Origin of the sequence: Massilia pseudoviolaceinigra, from assembly GCF_030846505.1 — a bacterium.
Taxonomy (GTDB): Bacteria; Pseudomonadota; Gammaproteobacteria; order Burkholderiales; family Burkholderiaceae_D; genus Telluria_A; species Telluria_A violaceinigra.
This window is the reverse complement of record NZ_JAVCWL010000011.1, coordinates 183,311-200,580: the sequence shown is the minus strand read 5'-3', so window position 1 is coordinate 200,580 and position 17,270 is coordinate 183,311. Positions and strand designations below refer to the sequence as shown.

Below are 17,270 nucleotides of genomic sequence, written 5' to 3'. Positions count from 1 at the left end.
CGGTACCGGACCTGTGGTCCCGCTCAGCTTGTTGCTGAGCGGGTTGATAGTGTTAGTGTAGCTGTTCGCTCCGAACCCAGCCTTGATGCGGTTACCGCTGGCATCGTAGGCGTAGGTCTGGGTGGTGCCGTTGCCGCTGTAGTTGGTCAGGCGATCGAGCTCGTCGTAGCCGAAGGTCTGGTTCAAGGTGGCAGGGCTCGGCGCCGTTCCTGTGCCGGCATGGGTGTACCCCTTGATGCGGCTGGCGGCATCGTAATTCACCGTGCGCACCACACCGTTCGCCTTAGGGTTCCCCAAGGTATAGCCGCTGATCCGTCCGTCGAGGTCATAGGTGCGCACATGCGTATTTTCGCTTGCTTGCGTGCTGTTGCCCCAGGTCCAACCGGTGGTTCCACCAAACGCTGCGTAGGTAATATTGTTCAGCAAAACAATACTGCCGGTGCTCGTGCCGGTACCGCTGGCGTCCACCGGGTTCAGTGTGATGCTGGTGACTTGCCCAGCATGGTTGTAGCCATAGTTAAGGCGGTTCCCGCTCGGGTAGGTCATACTCACCAGCCGGCCGTCCCCATCGTATGCATAGGTATGCTGATGGGTGGTGTTGTAACCCCCTCCGATCGTGTTCTGGGTTTTGGTCGCCAGGCGCCCGAAGTCGCCATAGGTATATCTCGTACTACCCGACTCATCCGTCATCCGAGTTAACTTGCCGCGCGCATTCGGGATGGGGGTGGCGCCGCCGTCGTATTCAAATGTCGTGCTGACGGAACCCGTATAGTCGATGCGGGTCAAGCGGTTGAGCGCGTCGTAAAAATAGGTATTTGTTTTACCGCGCCCGTCCATGCTCGTCTTCAGGTTGCCGGCGGCATCGTAAGTCGATTTTGTGAGGCCGGTATCGGGGCTTCCCAGCTCGGTGCGGTTACCCAATCCGTCAACGGAGTAACGCGTTTCCAAGTTGCGCGGATCGGTCACCGTCGACACCTGGTCGATGCCATCGTAACCATACTTGATGGTCGGACGCGCGCCGTTGGTCAGCGGCTGCTCCACCTGCTTGACCCGGTCAAGTGGGTCATAAGTGAAGTTCGTCACCCGTCCCAGTGGGTCGGTCACCTCCTTAAGGTTGCCGACAAGGTCGTACTTGTAACTGGTGGCCGCTTCCGGCACTGACTGCGCCGATGCCATGGTTCCGGTAAAGGCACCCAGCAGCGGGGTATAAGTCATCACAACAATCAATGCGCCGGACGTCAGACGGCTGAAGGTACGGCGGGTCATTGTGCAGCTCCGGTTTGGCTCGTCAGACGGCCGGTAATGTCATAGGTACGGGTAATCTGGCGCGCAAGGTTGCCGTTGGGGTCGCGTACTTCTTCCTTGATCCGGTTGCCGGTGAGGTCGAGTGTATAAATGATGCTCTCGTTCCGATCATTGACGACCGAAGTGAGCCGGTGGGCTGCATCGTAGGTGTACTTCGTCACGCTCTTGTCGGGAAACGTGACCATTTCGACCTGACCTGACGGTTTGTAGGCGTAGAAGGTGGTCAGCGTGCTCCCGCCGCTCGTTACGGCTTGCGACCTAACCCATCCGCGTTCGGTGTAGTCGAGCTTCGTTTCGGTGTAGTCTAGCTTCGTATCACCGTTATACACGCGAATCGTGTGAACCCGGCCGTGAGCGTCATGGTCCCCGTAAGTGGTTTCCTGCTTGGCGGCGTTGGTTATCTTGACCAGATAGCCCGTGAGCGGATCGTAGTCATATTTGGTGACGTCGGCAATGTCGGTACGCGGGCCGGTTAAGGTGAGCAATTGTCCAAACTTGTTGTACCTATATGTCCATTTGCGGGCGTTGCCTGCCAACGGCGCATTCAATCCCTGCGCACCCGTCAGGTCGGTCGTGGCCTGCTCGGTTCTGGAGAGTAGATTGCCGGACAATGCCTCGTACTGGTATTTCGTAATACGCTTGGGTTCGGCTACGGTTTCGGGCAGGCGGAAGTTGGCATGCCATTTGGTCGTGGTTTTACGTACCGGCGATGCAAGTGTTTGTGCGCCCAGCAGCGCGGTGCAATCGGCTGTCGAAGCGCCTTCAACCCGCGTCGTTTCCAGATTGCGCGCGGCTTCGTAAGCGAAGCAGCTGTAGTTGTTGTTGAAATCCTTCGTCATGGTGATGTTGCCGATGGCGTCATATTTACGCTCAGCAATCGTGCCGCATTCCACGCATGGCGCGTCAACGGTAGTGATTTTGGCAACCCCATCCACACGTTGTTTGCCGAACTTGCTCACCGATGTAATCGGATTTTCCTTCGGTCCCACATAGTGGGTTACTGTTGCCGATGGGGTAGAACCTTCGGTGTAGGCGACAGTTACTTTCTCGACATCTTCACCGAGCTGCGACGACGTTGCCCTGCCGGAGCAGTCATATGTCCAGCTGATGTGCCGCTCTTCGTTTTCATCGACCAGGCCGGTCAACAGATTGCTAAACGCCGTCGGGCCAAAGCCATTTCCGATGGTTTTAGACAAGGTGCTGCATGCAGCACCACTGTTGATTTTGCTGGCTTCGTTGTACCAATACGTCTGGCTTTTTCCATCAGGATAAGTCACCTTGGTCAGATTGTTTGCTTTACACGCGTAGGTAGCTTCGTTACCGGGAACGCAGCCGCCGGACACACCGTCGTACTCGTATAGAGTGGGCTCACCCGCTGGATCGATCATTGCGGTAATGCGGCCCTTTACATCGTACCTGAACTGGATCTGACGTCCCCAATTATTGGTCACGCAGAGCAAACGACCTGCCTGTAGCACGCCGTTCGGATGGACGCTTTCACACTTGGGGGCAGTCGCCGGAAGACGGCTGACGCTGGTATCGTTGCTGACGCCATCGCTGTACGTGAATTCTTGTTTGAGTCCGCTGCGTTCCGTCACCGACAACAGCAATCCCGTAGCGTCAAAACGTTCCAAGCGGTCCTGCTTTGCGCTGGAAAGAGTCCACTCTTTTACGGCCAAATTGTCTGCCGTCATAACTGGCGAAAGCCTGTCGCACACATCGGCAGAACTGGCGTACGTGCCGTCTGTCGACCGGGTGAACATCGTTTGCTTACCGTCGGGGTGGGTGATGGATACCCTGCCTGGAATTGGTTCCTGGCTCCGGGAGCCCGACGAGCACTCCAGGGAGTTATCTTGAGGGAAGACCCAGCAAGTCTCAGAGTTGGCGTATTGTTTTTCTGGCCGGAGCGATTTGTTATACGAATGAGTCCAGCGCACGCCAAATCCACGAACCACGAAGGGATCTGGATAGGTGAGCGTGCTGTTGTAGATGCGGCTCAGCGACAGGCTACTCGCGCTCGGTGGCGCCTGGTAATCCGTAATGATGTGCCACATATTTCCGGTGGCCGGTTCAATCGGTTGGCCTACGGGTCGTGATCTTAAAGGTGAACAACTCCCCCCGATATTCCGACCGTCGGAGTCGTCCTTCGGCTCGGCTTTGATCGCGACGCACTCCCCCGCTTTGGCGTCATAGCGATACCCCTCCGCTGAGCTGCATGCTGCTCGCACTCGAATCATCATCACCATAGTTCCAGCATTGAAGTTCGTGCGATTGCATGCGCCTTCCGGGTTGTAATGATAGCTGATCTGCTCAAGTGGCTTGTACGCGATAGTAGAGCCCCAAAATTTATTTTCTTCAGGTCCGTACACAGATAACGCGTTTTCCACATAATAAAATTTGCAATAGAATGCAGTTCCAACGTTGGCCCAAAATCTGTCCAGTTTGTTTTTTATCGCGCCATCCTCATCGTCGAAATAGTCGTCGTGCCCAAATTTATATTTATGCGGCCCGAATGAATCGGGCTTGAACTTGGGCTCAACCGCGCTCGCGTTGAGTGTGACGCACAATGGAATTGCAATCATTAATGAAAAAACAACGCGATCGACCACTCCTCGGGACGAAAATATATCGCCTGCAAACGAAAAACCCATCTCATACCTTTGCTTTTTTGAAATTGGCAAAATTATGTCATGGAAATGTCAACACATTTTCATATTTGCAATATTTATTCTGAATTAGTTACTATTTTACAACAACTGTACCGTCAAGGGTCGCTGTTGGCAGCTTTAGAAGCTGATCAGCCAATCCAGCATCTATGAGGGTTTGCAAAGCTTTTCCGCTCGACAATTGGGCAATGATGAGTCTTTTACACGGGGGTGATTTCGTTTGTGGAGCGGAAATTTGGTCCGACGCCTCGCGCTTCCGACGCGTATCAACCCTTTCCTGACCTGCTGCCGTACAGCCGCAGCAGGCGTATATGCCATGCCCACCCCGCGCCATGACAAGGACACTGCGAACAAGATCACAGAAGCGCTGCGAATACAGCGCGCGTTCGCCGGAAGACGGCGTTGAGGCTGCTGCGAGCCGCCCAGGTACCGGACGAACTTGCCATCGCGGCGCTGGCCGGGTGGTACGAGCGGCAAGTACGGCCGACCTACTCGCCCTCGTCGTCCTCGCCAGGCTCGTAATTATCGGCCCAGGCCTTCCGCTTCTTCTCCCGCTCATCCACGACGCACGGTTCACAGTCCAGATCACGACGTAGCACGTCCCAAATAATGCCTCCACCGCCGACCATGCCCTGCTGCACCTGGTCGACGCGCAGCATCAGGATTTGCAGGCGCTTGATCTCCCACAGCAGCCTCATGATATCGGCGAGGTCTCTGCGCTTTGCAATTTCGTGCAACTGCTCGAGGGCTAAGGGTGGGCTTAGCGGCATGGGATGACTCTACTGATACTGTACGTTTGCACAGTATATCAGCGCAAGTCCTGGCTGGCCGTCGCCTTGAGCGCGACGAGTTCCGCCTTGGGGCGCCAGTAGTGCGCCAGCAGGTCGGCGCTGACCATCTGCATGGGCGACTTGTCCTGGCCGTCGATCCGGTGCATCTCGAGATCAGCGGCCCGGCAGCGTCGTTCACAAGCACCCCGCAATCACGGCTTCGAGCTGCGCCTCGTACTTGAGGTGCACCGGCAGGTCGCGCGCCAGGGCCAGCACCTTTTCGCCGTCGCTGGCATCGGGCGCCAGGCCGCGCACGGCGAAGGCGGGACGCTCGGGCGCGGCGGCCACGCATGACCGGTACACGGGCACCTTGACCTCTTGCACGACTGGCGCGGCGGCGCATGCGGTGAGCAGCACCAGGATCAGCACCAGGGTGCAGGTCCAGCGAAAAACTGCAGGTGATGCTGGTCGAGCGAAAATGCGCAGGTGGTGCAGGAGCTTCATTTGATGGCATCCAGAATGACGTTCACGGCAGGCATCGCCTCGTCGCAGGTGGTCGCGCGCGCGCCGGCGACCTTGGCCAGCGCGGCGTCGAAGCGCCGGCCGGCTGCGGCGGCCTGTTGCTGGGCGGCCTGCCCGCGTGCCTCGGCGAGCAGCTTGGCCGTGCCCGCCTCCTCGACCGCATCGTTCTGCGCTTGGATGGCCGTACGAAGCTGCGCGGTGATTGCCTGCTCGGCATGTAGGTCTGCCAGCGCCTGGTCGCGCGCGCTCGCAATCGCCCACCAGCCGGTACCGGCGGCAGACAGCACCATGAGCAGCAGGGCCGCCAGCACGATCGCGGCAATTTTCCAGATACCGCCAGTGACGCCGGCGGCCAGCGTGCCCAGGGCGCTCACGCTGCGCCCACCAGGCAGAGATTGCGCTCGGCCTGGCGCCGCTTCACCAGCCCAGGCAGGCGGATGCCCTTGGCGATGGTCCAGCGCAGCAGCTCATCGCACCCGCCTTCGACATCGCCCGCGTTCATCTTGCGCGCCAGGGTCGAGCCGCACAGCGCCGGTTGCCCCACGTTGTAGGCGAAGCTGACCAGCGCGGCGCGCCGGTAATCGGGCAGCGGCGCCCGGATGCAGTCGTCCACGGCGTGGTTCGCCAGTTGCAGCGACGCGGCCAGCATGGCCTTGCACTGGTCGAGCGTCGCGCGCTGGCCCAGGCGTACACCCTTCGTCTCGCCGAAGCAGATCGTCGGGATCCCAACCGGGTCGAGATAGGCCGCCTGGCGCAGGCCCTCGAAGCCGCCCACAATGGTGACGGCAATAGCGCACCAGCCGGCGCGCTGCTTATTTGTCAGTGCCATTGAATTCCCTCTGCGCGAGCAAGCGCGCGCCAAATGCCAGCAACGAGACCACAGCCGCGATGCCAGCGAATACACCATTGGGGATGCCGGCAGGCTGCACCAGCGCGATATACACCTCGGCGGCGCCCAGCAGGCCCGCAGCGGCGTTGAATTTCAGGCTCCATGCCTTGGCGAGCACCGCGCGCCAGTCTTCGATGAGGATCATTTGCCGCTCCAAAATCCATTGCCTTTTGCACCGGTTGCGCCGGTATCGCCTTGCTGCCCCTTTGATCCCTGCTCGCCCTTCTTCCCTTGCCCGCCGTCGCTGCCTGCGCGCCCACGGTCGCCGGTGTCACCCTTCTCCCCAACGCCGCCAGCGCCGGCTGGCCCCTCGATACCTTGGGCGCCAGTCTCGCCTGGCGGGCCCTGAACTACCCTCGCCGGGTAAATCACGGCTACCAGCAGCAGCGCCGCAGCGACGCCCAGGAAGATGCGCAGCACCCAGTAAAACGAAACCGACCACTTTTTCGCATTCATCGAATGTGCCCTCCGATTACCTTGTCGATAATCCAGTACGCCATACCCATGACCGCCGTGCCGAGCGTCATCACTCCCCACTTGAGGGCCTCGGTTCGCTCGTCTTCCAGCTCAGCAAGGCGGCGCCGGGCCTCTTTAATGTCTGCGTCCGCCTTCTCGGTGACACGTTCGAGATCGGATGCGGCCTCGCGCTTGTTCTCTTCCATTTCGCGCTGCAATAGCGCTTGCCCATGGATCAGCAGGGCAATCTGTACTTCGGTGGATGCTTGGGTCATTGGCTTCTCAAAGCGGTTGTGCGCGGCGCCCAGGTGGAAACCGCAGTGATGCCAGCGAGCCGGCGAAAAAAAAGCCACCCGAAGGCGGCCAGAGATGGAGCGCGCGCGAATCAGGCGATCGCGGCGGCAGTGAGGAACAGGGCGTCAATATCGGCGTGCGCAAGCTCCAGCACCTGGCGGATACCTTCGACCAGCCAGTGGTCGCGGCGCACGTTCTGTGCGTACTCGAGGTAGGCGCGCGCCTGCTCGCCGTCGATGCCCGGCATCGTGTCGACGTAGGCCTTAACCGCCGTCATGTGGCCAGCTGCGATCAGCGCGAGACGCGCATTCAGCATGGGCACCGACGGCGGCACGCCTTGGATTACCTTCCAGGCTGTTTTTGCCATTTCCCGTCTACCTTTTTGATCCCGTCACGCATCGCTTGCTGATAACCGATCGTTGCAGGCGGGGCGATGTATTCGACCCATTCGGCGTCGTCAGGCGTCCAGTCGACAGCAAAGGACGTGTGCGGGTAGTCCGACTTATAAGCTTCTTCCGTTACGACCTGGCCGGCTTCTTTGTAGCGCAATTCTCTAATTGGGTTAAGCATGATTTCCCTTATTGTAAATAGCTGATCGTGACGTATCCATCGGTGGCGACGCTGATGGAATATCCTTGGCCTGGGGCAACAGAAATGTTGCTAACCGTGGCCGGGCTTGCAACGCCGCCCGTGCCGCCGACGAACGTTTGGCCGAATGCTGTTGTGGAGCCGCCTGTGGTTGCCGCGTACGGGACGTCCCAGATCAGGGCGAAATACCCGCTTCGCAAAACAGCCCCGGATGTATTTCCGTCCTCCGCCGTCCACCTTGCACTATTCGACACAAACCCCGTAGGCGACGCGTACGATTGCGGATAAACGCCGTATGTCGCACTTGGCGTGGTCCATTGGGATATCGCACACCCGTTATATGTGGACGCTCCCGAGTTTATTGAAGCTACTGCTGAATTTGCGTACGAGACAAGAGTGCTCCAGTCCCCATACCCCGACGACGGGCCTGGTCCTCCAGAAGTTTGAAGAATCGTAATCAGAACGTTCCGGGTGTACACGGCAGTGGTGCCTGCAGGCGTGCCCGTCCCGCCGCGCGCTGTCAGCGTCCTACTGACGTTCGCGGACCAAGCCATGGGCATCCGCCGCGATAAGTACCTGATCGCCCACAAGTGCCGCTTGATCGAATCGTCGGGCGCCGTGCCAGACCACATTTACGAGTGCGACACCGGCCTGGCGCGCCTGAGGGATATCGGATGAATCAGCTGCCGCCGCCGAACTTCTCGCGCTCCGACCTGCCGGAGCACAAGCACCAACGTGTATTGGTGGCTGCGTTTCAAGTCGGGCACCCGATCGTCGTAGACGGAAAGGCCAGCCATATCTACGCGTTCGGAGGCCAACAGATCGGCGGCCACGTCGAGATGGTGATTTATCTTCCAGGCGACCCAACACCAATCGACGCCTCGCGAGTGTCGTTGCAAAAACAACCTGAATAACGAAAACGGGAAAACCATGAAAATCGAATTGACCGACGCATTGAAAGCCGCCCGCCTGTATATCGAGGGGGAGGCGCTGCCGACGAAGTTGCAGGCGCTGGATATCATCGGCCGCGCGCTGGACAGCGCAGCCTCGGTGCAGCCCTATGTAGAGCCAGTCCCGCGCTCCGGCAGCAGCACCCGGTATTGCCCGGCGTGCGAGCAGCAGCGCGTGGTGCCGGATGCACCTGCGGCAAGAAGCAACACCATTATCCCGAAATCCGACATTCGGCAGGACAACTGGTTAGCACATGCGGCAAGTGGCGCTCAAGTAGATTGCTACTGCGGCGGTTGGGACGACGCGACAGGGGCTTACTATCAAGAGGGGTGCCCGGAACCTGCGGCAAGTGGCGCGGCACTGACGGATGCGCAGATCGACGCGATATGGGAGAAAGTCCCGAGAGGAGCCGACTCGCTTGAAGGAATATGCCGGGACTTCGCCAGAGCCGTCATCGCCGCCCAGCCCGCCAGCACCGAAACGGCAGCCGTCGCCTGGTACATGCGGCGGGATAAGTGGGACAGTAACTTTTTAGTGCTGGACGCCGAAGAGAAAGCGTTTCATGAGGCGCGCGGCTGCACAGTATTGCGCACTTTTGTCGATGCCGCCAGCACCGCAGCTAAAGCGGCAGAGCCGATTGTGTGGACCGACGCGAATCAGATTTGCCAGGTGCCACCCGCAGGCTGGAACTGCACGCGCACTGCTGGCCATGACGGCCCGTGCGCTGCGCACCAGGATGAGCCTGACCACGAGCTGGATGCAGACGACCACGCGTGCATCGCGCCAGGCATGGCACGCATCAAAGCCGCAGCGGACGTGCGCAAGGCTGCGCTGGAAGAGGCGGCGGTGCTGTGCGGCGAAATCCATTCGGACTACCGCGACAAGTACAAGGGACGGGGCCGACATGCGCCCAACAATCCGGGGCGTGCAAACCCGTACTACGACGGCATGTCGGACGGTGCGAGCGAATGCGAAGACGCTATCCGCAGTCTCAACAACAAGGGGTGAGCCGTGAGCAAATTACACGAAGAAATTATGACCCTGCCGTGCAAGTCGCGCACTGCTGATCTGGTCGGCAAGAGCGACACGGAATTGCGCGCCTACCAGATCGGCCACCGCGATGCACGCCATGCGGCTGCGGAACTGGTGGCCGCTGCGGAGGACGTTCCCGCGCAACCGGGAACCGAATTGACAGGATACGCGGAGCCAGCGGCAACGTATCTCCAAATGTTCGCCAGCGAATATGAGTGGCGAACCGATGATTTTTGCCATACGCCGACACCACAAGAGCGCACCATGTTGCACGATTTCGCGGTGATGCTGTTTGAAGCGCTTGGGGTCGACTACCCGGCCGCACCTGTGTCCGCTGCGCCACCACGAGCGCAGCCAGAGAACGGGGGCGAGGGATGCTGACCATTTACGGGCTACGCGTTCTCGAGAACCCAGCATGCAGCGTGCCGAATTTCATACTGTCGCAGCGCTGCGCCGCGGTGCTAACGCCCCAGGTCGCCGCCGGAACGCAGCGCTGGCTGAACGAATTCTTCGGCGTGACCGAAAAGGCGCTCGTCATGCCTCACCCGATCAGCGGCGAACAACTTGTCCACTTGTCAGCGCGGGGCATTGCGGAACTTAAAATCCGGAAGGAATTTCATGACCACCACCATTGACGCGCAAGAGCGCGAGTTGCCGCCACTGCCTGAACCGGACTGTGGCAAAGGCTACGCGCTCGGAAGCAACGAGGAATTTTATTCCGCCGACCAGATGCGCGAGTACGCGCAAGCCGCCCGCCGCGCTCCCCGGCTAGCAGGGCATGCCAAGCCGGGCGTATTTCTGGGCGAGATTACCTACGGCCCATGGATAAAGATCACCTCGACAAAGTGCAACGAAAACGGCGCGTCAGGCATCAATCTCCCGTTCGCCGCTCCCTGGCCAGCATCCGAAGCGCCGGGCTGGAGGCTGGTACCGGTGGAGGCGACCGACGACACGTTGGCACAGCGGTGCGGGCCTGCGTTCGCTGCGGCGCTGCACAGGACGGTCAACATCATCAAGGCGGGCGAGCCGATCGTACCGATAACAAAAGGGGGTGACCGATGAATATGAGCGAAGCGGAAATGCGGCGGATCGCCGAGCTGGTGTCCACGATGGATTCCGCGCCAAGCAAGAAGCCTGTGAGTACGGCCAGCGAAATGAACAGACAACAGATCTGCGCGGCACTCGGCGTCAGCGAATCGACCATTCGCCGACTCGAACATGCTGGGCTGCCATTCACTCCGGTAGGAAAGCGGTCGAAACGATACGGCATGAACGAATGCAAAATGTGGTTAAAGGAGAATTATCAATGTCCATCTGGGACGATGCAAAAGGTAGGAATCACGTCGGCGTTATGGTCAGCGGGAAAAGAGTTCACCGAGTCTTGCCGGAAGGTGCAACTACGCGTGATGCCAAGCTCGTAGAAGCGGAGATCCGGAGCGCGGTGGCGCGCGCGCCGAAAGAGGTCAACATTCCAGGCGATCCGCCCATGAGCGTCATCCTTGCCCTGTATGTCGAGCATTCGAAAACTCTGCGCAGCGCCGAGACCTCGGAATTCCATGCCAAACGCCTTGGCCCTTGGGCAACCAAATACATGGCCAGCCAAGCGCAGGAGTTCGCTGATCACGTAATTCGGGACATGCGGCAACTGGTCGAGGATCCGAAGACAAAAAGATTAAAGCCGGCGTACGCCCCCGCAACGATCAACCGATCTCTAGCGTGCGCGAAGAAGGGGCTAACGCTTGCGTGGCGCGCGAAGCTCACGCATGAGAATCACGGATTGCGGATTCAGAATGTCGATGTGAACAATAGGCGCGAGGTGTTCTTAAATGTCGAGGATGTGCGCCAGATCGCTCAACATTGCACGGAACAGGCGCAGGCAGCCATCTGGGCAGCGCTCTTAACCGGCGCACGTCGCGGTGAACTGTTCCAAATCAGGACTGAGCACATCGGCCGCGACACAATCACTCTGCCCGCCAGCCACACGAAGACGCTGCGCATGCGCGTGATCCCGATCATTCCGGCACTGCGGCCCTGGCTTAAACATTTCCCTTTGACAATTACGGTCGACGGCATGAAGTCATCCTGGCGAAGGGCGCGCGTGAAGGCTCGGATGGAGCACGTCAACTTCCACGACCTGCGCCACTCGTGCGCGAGCATCATGCTGAGCCTCGGTGTCGACCTGTACACGATCAGCAAGATTCTCGGCAACAGCAACGTCCAGACCACGCAGCGCTACGCCCACCTGCAGGTGGACGCCCAGCGTGCGGCGCTTGATAAGCTGTCGAGCTTGGTGCAGGGAAAAGGATAATTACACCAGAAAATTACACAGGCAAAAAAAAGCCGACAATTCAGAGTGTCGGCCGTCTTCTAACTTACTGATTTTATTGCGTATTCTTGGTGGGAAGTGCAAGTTTCGAACTTGCGACCCCTGCAGTGTGAATGCAGTGCTCTACCCCTGAGCTAACCTCCCGAAGCGGGGCGTATTATGACATACGTTTCGCGAAACGTCACGCTTCTGCGTAATTTCTCCAAATACAGTTCCCCTTCACCGCCTTGTCCAGCCCGCTAAGCACGCTTTCATGCTCGACCAGCTCGTCCGCGCTGGCGGCAAGAATAATCACCTCGGCCAGCGCCACCGCTTCCAGGGTGCCGCCGCTGCCGGCCGACTCATCCTCCACATCCATCGACAGGCTGTTCTGCCCGCGCGTCATCGACAAATACACGTCGGCCAGCAACTCGGCATCGAGGAGCGCCCCGTGCAGCTTGCGGTGGGCGTTCGACACGCCATAGCGGTCGCACAGCGCATCGAGCGAGTTGCGCTTACCGGGATGCATTTCCTTGGCGTTGACCAGGGTATCGATCACCCCGCTGCAATGCTCGGTAAATGTCGGCAGCCCGAGCAGCTTGAACTCGTTATTCAAAAACCCCAGATCGAACGGCGCGTTATGGATGATGACTTCGGCACCCTGGATGTACTCGCGCAACTCCTGCGCAATCTCGGCGAATTTTGGCTTATCGCGCAAAAACTCCGTGGTCAGGCCGTGCACCGCCAGCGCGCCCTCTTCCGAATCGCGCTCCGGATTGATGTAACGGTGGAAGTTATTCCCCGTCAGCATACGGTTATGCAGTTCGACGCAGCCGACCTCAATGACGCGGTCGCCCGTGCGGGGATTGAGGCCGGTGGTTTCGGTATCGAGGACAATTTGGCGCATGGCAGTCTGGGTATTAAGTGAAACAAGGCGCGCAGTATAACAAACCAGGCGCGCGGCCAGCGACGTCCGCTCAGCGGCGGACGGTCTCGACCCCGCGGTTGGCGAGCACGTCGGCCCGCTCGTTGCCCGGATGACCATTGTGGCCGCGCACCCATTTCCATTCCACCGCGTGCTGCGCCTGCGCCAGGTCGAGCGCCTTCCACAGATCTTCATTCTTGACCGGTTCTTTCGCCGCGGTCTTCCAGCCGCGCGCCTTCCAGCCGTGGATCCATTCCGAAATACCCTTCTGCACATACTGGCTGTCGGTGTGCAGCACCACTTCGCACGGACGCGTGAGAATGCTCAGCGCCTCGATCACGGCGCGCAACTCCATGCGGTTGTTGGTGGTATTGAGTTCGCCGCCACAGATTTCCTTCTCGTGGCCGTCGGCCACCAGCAAGGCACCCCAGCCGCCGGTGCCGGGATTGCCCTTGCACGCACCGTCGGTAAAAATCTCTACTTTGCTCATCCTGTCTTTCTCTGCTTTCGCTGTCTTTACTTCCGATTGGTGGCAGGCACCGCTTGCGGCGCCGTCGCCGATTTTTTATTCCAGGCAGGACCGATCATGGTCATGCCCTTGACGCGCTTGATCGCATGCACCATGTACACCGCCCCCAGATACGGCCACCAGCGCTGCCCGGCCGGCTCCATGAAGGCATAGCGCTCGATCCACTGCGCCGTGCGGCAAGGCGGCGCATAGCAGCCGAAATGGCTGCGGCTCACGCCCAGATTGAGCAATTTTAACCAGTCTTTCATACGTGGCATAGAAATGAATTCGCCCGCCACCGGCAAATAGGCAGAGCGCGTCACGCGTCTGAGCCCCTGGCGCAAACCCCACAAACTGGCCGGATTGAAGCCGCAGATGATCAGCTGGCCCTCGGGAATGAGCACCCGCTCGACCTCGCGCAGCACCTGATGCGGCTCGGCCGCAAATTCGAGCACGTGCGGCATGACCACCAGGTCCAGGCTTTGCGACGCGAACGGCAGCTCGGCGAAATCGAGCGCCACGGCAATCTGGCGCTTGCCCGCGCCCAGCGCCACCTGCTCGTGCGACGAGGTGCGCGTGGCCGCCTGCCACTTGTTGGGCATGCGGCTGGCGGCCAGCGCATCGATCTGCGGCAAGCCGATCTGCACCGCGTTGTAGCCGAAGATATCGGCCGTCAGCTCGTCGAGGCAAGCCTGTTCCCACGCGCGCACGTAAGCGCCTGCCGGCGTCTGCAGCCAGTCATCGAGCGCTATAATGGATTTTTCGGATGCCGCGCTATCCATGCCTACCCCTTTGCCGACACCTTCACTATGACGTATCCGACGCCCCGCCCCTTGAGCGTGCTCGCCGTCCCCGCCTTCAAGGACAATTACCTGTGGCTGATCCACGATGGCGTGCACGCCGCCGTGGTCGACCCCGGCGACGCCGCGCCCGTCATCGCGGCCCTGGCCGCGCATCATCTCACGCTCACCGCCATTTTACTCACCCATCATCATGCTGACCACATTGGTGGCGTACCGGGACTGCTCGCGCATGCGCAAGTCCCAGTGTACGGCCCGCGCGCCGAGAGCATCGCCACGGTCAGCGTGCCGCTCGGCGAGGGCGACCTGGTCGACGTGCCCGGCCTGGCGCTGGCGCTGCGCGTGCTGGAGGTACCCGGACACACCCTGGGCCACATCGCCTACCTGCGCGAGGGAACCGGCGAACACTGGCTGTTCTGCGGCGACACGCTGTTTGCCGGCGGCTGCGGGCGCCTGTTCGAAGGCACGCCCGGGCAGATGCGCACGTCCCTCGCGCGTTTTCTCGCGCTGCCGGACGACACGGCCGTTTATTGCGCGCACGAATATACTCTGTCCAACCTGCGCTTCGCCGCCGCGGCCGAACCGGCCAACGCGCTGATCGCGCAGCGCATCGTGACGGAAACGGCCAAACGCGAGCGCGGCATCCCGACCGTGCCCTCGACCATCGGCCTGGAAAAAGCCACCAATCCTTTCCTGCGCGACCGCCATCCCGACATCGTCGCCAACCTGGTTGCCTTGGGAAAACTTGACCCGCTAGCGCCGCCGCAAGCCGCCTTCGCCGCCCTGCGCACCTGGAAAAACACGTTCTGATAACCATCAAACGTCTGTTAAATGCCACGCCAGCACAGTTGATGTAAAGACAGCACACTCAAGGCGCCAGAACTCGGCTAAGATATTCTACAAAGAAACAGTGTGAATAATCACATGCCGAGACGATACCTTAGCGCGGCCCACCAGCCCGATACAGCGATAGCGCAACCGCGCCGTCGCGTCCATGGCCGGGCGCCGCGCCATCGATAAGCTTGCGCCGCCCGCTCCGGACAGGCGCGCACTGCTGCTGCGCCTGGGCGCCGCGCTGGCCGCCCCCCTCGCGCCGCATGCGCCGCTGCACGCGCAAACCATCTTTACAAGCGAGCCTGCCGCGCCGGGCCCGGTCGCGGTGCTCTTTCCCGACCTCCCCGACCCGGTGCGCAAAGTGTTCACCGACATCATCGGCGGCATCGAAGAACAGATGCGCCAGCGCGTACAGGCCTGGCCGCTCGCTCCGGCACACGACCCGGCCGATCTCGGCGCGGCGCTCAAACGCCAGGGCGTGCGCGTCGTCGTCGCCCTCGGCCGCCAGGGCCTCAAGGCCGCCGAAACGCTCGACCCCGGGCTCGGCCTGGTGGTCAGCGGCATTTCCTCTTCGCCCGAGCGCGACCGGCACACCGGCATCTGCCTCAGTCCCGACCCGGCCCTGCTGTTTGCCCGCCTGCGCAGCCTCGCGCCAGGCGTGCGCCGCGTCATTGTCGTCTACAACCCGCAGCACAACGACTGGCTGCTGCGGCTGGCGCGCGACGCGGCCCGCCTGCACGGCGTCGAACTGGCGCCGCTCGAAGCGCCCGACCTGGCCGGCGCCGCGCGCCTCTATCAGAACGCTTTCGCCGCCGCCGACAACCGGCGCGACGCCATCTGGCTACCCACCGACGCCACCACGGTCGACGAAACCACCATCCTGCCGCTGGTGCTGCGCGAAGCGTGGAACCGCGCCTTGCCGGTCTTTTCCAGCAGCTTCCTCCATGTGCGGAAAGGCGCCCTGTTCGCGCTCTACCCGAACAATATCGAACTCGGACGCAACCTTGGCAATCTTGCCACGGCCCTGTTAGGGGGCGAACCGCCGCCGCGCGGCCTGCTGCCTCTGCGCGACGTGTACGCTGCCCTGAACCTGCGCACCGCCAGCCATCTGGGCATCGCGGCCGGCCCGTCTGTCCAGCGCGGCTTCCAGTTCCTGTATCCGGAACCGTGAGAGTGGTTTTTTGTTAGTTTTTCTAAATTCTTTCTTTCGGGCTACTTCCAGTGACGTATACTGCAGCCTGGTGTGTGCCCACATGCGTGGCTGCTTACAAATTAACCGGACCACGCGTCCCCGCTGTACGCAATGACTACACTTTTTTTCAACGCTCGCCGACGGCCGCGCGCGCCGTTTGGCGCGCCCGCGCTGCTGTTGATGCTACTGGCCGGACCGGCGCCGCGTGCCATCGCCGAGGCCATCGCCGACGATCTGGCGCCGGCCACGGCCCAGGCGCCCGGCCTGCTGGAGCGCTATGACAGCGGCGGGCAATACGGCATGCTGCCGATCACCGTCACCCAGCTCGAAGACCAGCTGCGCCGCCCCGAGCTGCAAGCGGCGCTCGGCAAGAACACCATCGCGGTACTCTATCCGAACGTGTCGGAACCGTTTCGCGGTGCCTTCATCGGCATGATCCAGGGGATCGAAGAGCGCACCCGCCTGCGCGTGCGCAGCTATGCGGTCGATGCGCGCTTCGACGCGGCCGACCTCAATGCGCAGCTCAAGCGCAACGGCACCCGTGTCGTCATCGCGCTCGGACGCCAGGGCCTGAACGTGGCCTCGGCGCTCGACAGCGATATCGAGGTGCTGGTGGGCGGTGCCCTGCTGCTGTCGGACGCCGAAATCGTCAATCTGAACGGCATCAGCCTCACCCCCGATCCGGCGCTGCTGTTTGCGCGCCTGCGCGCACTGCTGCCCGAAACCCGGCGCGTGATCGTGGTGTACGACCCCAAAAAAACCGAATGGCTGCTGCGCATTGCGCGCGAGGCGGCGCGCGGGCAGGGCCTGGAACTGGTGTCGCACGAAGCGCGCGACCTGGGCCAGGCAGCCCAGCATTACGCCACCCTGTTCAGCAGCGCCGACAGCCGCCGCGACGCCGTCTGGCTCCCGCACGACACCACCACGGTCGAAGAAGGCACCCTGCTCCCGCTGATCCTCAAGCAAGCGTGGAACAGCGGCGTGCCTATCTTTTCCAGCAATGTGCTGCACGTGAAAAAAGGCGCGCTGTTCGCCATGAGTCCCAACAACGTGGAACTGGGCCGCTCGCTGGCCAGTTCCGCCGAAAGCGCCATCGCCGGGGAACGCAAGAAAGGCGTGCAGCCGCTGCGCGAACTGCACACCGCCATCAACCTGCGTACCGCCAGCCATATGGGCCTGAACATCGGCTACCAGCAGCAGCGTACCTTCGACCTTATTTATCCGGAGCCCTGA

Annotated in this window: 24 protein-coding genes, 1 tRNA gene and 1 pseudogene; 10 read left to right on the top strand and 16 right to left on the bottom strand. The window is 61.0% G+C overall.

Going from position 1 to position 17,270, the window contains the following annotated elements:
* The 12 genes and pseudogenes from RBA40_RS13310 to RBA40_RS13255 all read right to left on the bottom strand — a co-directional run.
* Positions 1-1,266: pseudogene (locus RBA40_RS13310) on the bottom strand (type IV secretion protein Rhs); the annotation flags it as partial.
* Positions 1,263-3,956, bottom strand: coding sequence for a DUF6531 domain-containing protein (locus tag RBA40_RS13305; RefSeq protein WP_306648334.1), 2,694 nt, complete (start codon positions 3,954-3,956; stop codon positions 1,263-1,265). The gene RBA40_RS13305 and the pseudogene RBA40_RS13310, both read right to left, overlap by 4 nt.
* A 503-nt stretch (positions 3,957-4,459) precedes the next feature.
* The gene (locus RBA40_RS13300; protein ID WP_306648333.1) at positions 4,460-4,741 is read right to left on the bottom strand and encodes a hypothetical protein; all 282 of its coding nucleotides are present in this window, start codon (positions 4,739-4,741) and stop codon (positions 4,460-4,462) included.
* A 38-nt stretch (positions 4,742-4,779) separates the two neighbouring features.
* Entirely contained in the window at positions 4,780-4,908 is a 129-nt protein-coding gene (locus tag RBA40_RS13295; RefSeq protein ID WP_306648332.1) for a hypothetical protein, read from the bottom strand.
* 28 nt (positions 4,909-4,936) lie between these two features.
* Entirely contained in the window at positions 4,937-5,245 is a 309-nt protein-coding gene (locus RBA40_RS13290) for a hypothetical protein (protein ID WP_306648331.1), read from the bottom strand.
* Entirely contained in the window at positions 5,242-5,637 is a 396-nt protein-coding gene (locus RBA40_RS13285) for a hypothetical protein (protein WP_306648330.1), read from the bottom strand. The genes RBA40_RS13290 and RBA40_RS13285 overlap by 4 nt, the downstream gene beginning before the upstream one ends.
* Entirely contained in the window at positions 5,634-6,092 is a 459-nt protein-coding gene (locus tag RBA40_RS13280; RefSeq protein ID WP_306648329.1) for a lysozyme, read from the bottom strand. Before RBA40_RS13280 ends, RBA40_RS13285 begins: the two co-directional genes overlap by 4 nt.
* Positions 6,076-6,297 carry a DUF7940 domain-containing protein gene (locus RBA40_RS13275; RefSeq protein WP_306648328.1) on the bottom strand — a complete coding sequence of 74 codons (222 nt, stop codon included), beginning with the start codon at positions 6,295-6,297 and terminating at the stop codon, positions 6,076-6,078. The genes RBA40_RS13280 and RBA40_RS13275 overlap by 17 nt, the downstream gene beginning before the upstream one ends.
* A complete protein-coding gene (locus RBA40_RS13270; protein ID WP_306648327.1) occupies positions 6,294-6,608 on the bottom strand; it encodes a hypothetical protein in 315 nt (104 codons plus the stop codon). The genes RBA40_RS13275 and RBA40_RS13270 overlap by 4 nt, the downstream gene beginning before the upstream one ends.
* Complete coding sequence (locus tag RBA40_RS13265; RefSeq protein WP_306648326.1) at positions 6,605-6,883, bottom strand: hypothetical protein; 279 nt, start codon at positions 6,881-6,883, stop codon at positions 6,605-6,607. The genes RBA40_RS13270 and RBA40_RS13265 overlap by 4 nt, the downstream gene beginning before the upstream one ends.
* A 110-nt stretch (positions 6,884-6,993) precedes the next feature.
* Complete coding sequence (locus RBA40_RS13260) at positions 6,994-7,269, bottom strand: hypothetical protein (RefSeq protein WP_306648325.1); 276 nt, start codon at positions 7,267-7,269, stop codon at positions 6,994-6,996.
* Positions 7,245-7,472: a hypothetical protein gene (locus RBA40_RS13255; protein WP_306648324.1), complete on the bottom strand. Its 228-nt coding sequence runs from the start codon at positions 7,470-7,472 to the stop codon at positions 7,245-7,247. The genes RBA40_RS13260 and RBA40_RS13255 overlap by 25 nt, the downstream gene beginning before the upstream one ends.
* Positions 7,473-8,042: 570 nt before the next feature.
* On the opposite strand from RBA40_RS13255, the gene RBA40_RS13250 reads away from it, so the two are divergent.
* From RBA40_RS13250 to RBA40_RS13220, 7 genes are all read left to right on the top strand, one after another.
* Positions 8,043-8,168, top strand: coding sequence for a hypothetical protein (locus RBA40_RS13250; RefSeq protein WP_306648323.1), 126 nt, complete (start codon positions 8,043-8,045; stop codon positions 8,166-8,168).
* Positions 8,165-8,404 (top strand): hypothetical protein, encoded by a 240-nt coding sequence (locus RBA40_RS13245; protein ID WP_306648322.1) that lies wholly within the window; start codon positions 8,165-8,167, stop codon positions 8,402-8,404. The genes RBA40_RS13250 and RBA40_RS13245 overlap by 4 nt, the downstream gene beginning before the upstream one ends.
* A 16-nt stretch (positions 8,405-8,420) precedes the next feature.
* Positions 8,421-9,449, top strand: a complete 1,029-nt coding sequence (locus tag RBA40_RS13240) for a hypothetical protein (RefSeq protein WP_306648321.1) — start codon at positions 8,421-8,423, stop codon at positions 9,447-9,449.
* A 3-nt stretch (positions 9,450-9,452) separates the two neighbouring features.
* Positions 9,453-9,854 (top strand): hypothetical protein, encoded by a 402-nt coding sequence (locus tag RBA40_RS13235; protein WP_306648320.1) that lies wholly within the window; start codon positions 9,453-9,455, stop codon positions 9,852-9,854.
* On the top strand, positions 9,848-10,108 hold the full coding sequence (locus tag RBA40_RS13230) for a hypothetical protein (RefSeq protein WP_306648318.1): 261 nt from the start codon (positions 9,848-9,850) through the stop codon (positions 10,106-10,108). Before RBA40_RS13235 ends, RBA40_RS13230 begins: the two co-directional genes overlap by 7 nt.
* The gene (locus tag RBA40_RS13225; protein ID WP_306648317.1) at positions 10,092-10,535 is read left to right on the top strand and encodes a hypothetical protein; all 444 of its coding nucleotides are present in this window, start codon (positions 10,092-10,094) and stop codon (positions 10,533-10,535) included. Before RBA40_RS13230 ends, RBA40_RS13225 begins: the two co-directional genes overlap by 17 nt.
* 244 nt (positions 10,536-10,779) lie before the next feature.
* On the top strand, positions 10,780-11,781 hold the full coding sequence (locus tag RBA40_RS13220) for a tyrosine-type recombinase/integrase (protein ID WP_306648316.1): 1,002 nt from the start codon (positions 10,780-10,782) through the stop codon (positions 11,779-11,781).
* An 87-nt stretch (positions 11,782-11,868) separates the two neighbouring features.
* On the opposite strand, the gene RBA40_RS13215 is transcribed toward RBA40_RS13220, so the two are convergent.
* The 4 genes from RBA40_RS13215 to RBA40_RS13200 all read right to left on the bottom strand — a co-directional run bounded on the left by RBA40_RS13215 (position 11,869) and on the right by RBA40_RS13200 (position 13,993).
* Positions 11,869-11,943: transfer RNA gene (locus tag RBA40_RS13215), tRNA-Val, on the bottom strand.
* A gap of 37 nt (positions 11,944-11,980) precedes the next feature.
* Positions 11,981-12,685, bottom strand: a complete 705-nt coding sequence (dnaQ, locus tag RBA40_RS13210) for a DNA polymerase III subunit epsilon (protein WP_306648315.1) — start codon at positions 12,683-12,685, stop codon at positions 11,981-11,983.
* 70 nt (positions 12,686-12,755) lie between these two features.
* The gene (gene rnhA, locus RBA40_RS13205; RefSeq protein WP_099879445.1) at positions 12,756-13,193 is read right to left on the bottom strand and encodes a ribonuclease HI; all 438 of its coding nucleotides are present in this window, start codon (positions 13,191-13,193) and stop codon (positions 12,756-12,758) included.
* A gap of 26 nt (positions 13,194-13,219) precedes the next feature.
* Positions 13,220-13,993, bottom strand: coding sequence for a class I SAM-dependent methyltransferase (locus RBA40_RS13200; RefSeq protein WP_306648314.1), 774 nt, complete (start codon positions 13,991-13,993; stop codon positions 13,220-13,222).
* Between the two features lie 27 nt (positions 13,994-14,020).
* On the opposite strand from RBA40_RS13200, the gene gloB reads away from it, so the two are divergent.
* The 3 genes from gloB (at position 14,021) to RBA40_RS13185 (ending at position 17,270) form a co-directional block, all read left to right on the top strand.
* Positions 14,021-14,821 carry a hydroxyacylglutathione hydrolase gene (gene gloB, locus RBA40_RS13195; protein WP_306648313.1) on the top strand — a complete coding sequence of 267 codons (801 nt, stop codon included), beginning with the start codon at positions 14,021-14,023 and terminating at the stop codon, positions 14,819-14,821.
* Positions 14,822-15,005: 184 nt separating this feature from the next.
* On the top strand, positions 15,006-16,016 hold the full coding sequence (locus RBA40_RS13190; RefSeq protein ID WP_306648312.1) for an ABC transporter substrate-binding protein: 1,011 nt from the start codon (positions 15,006-15,008) through the stop codon (positions 16,014-16,016).
* 132 nt (positions 16,017-16,148) lie between these two features.
* Positions 16,149-17,270, top strand: a complete 1,122-nt coding sequence (locus RBA40_RS13185) for an ABC transporter substrate binding protein (RefSeq protein WP_306648310.1) — start codon at positions 16,149-16,151, stop codon at positions 17,268-17,270.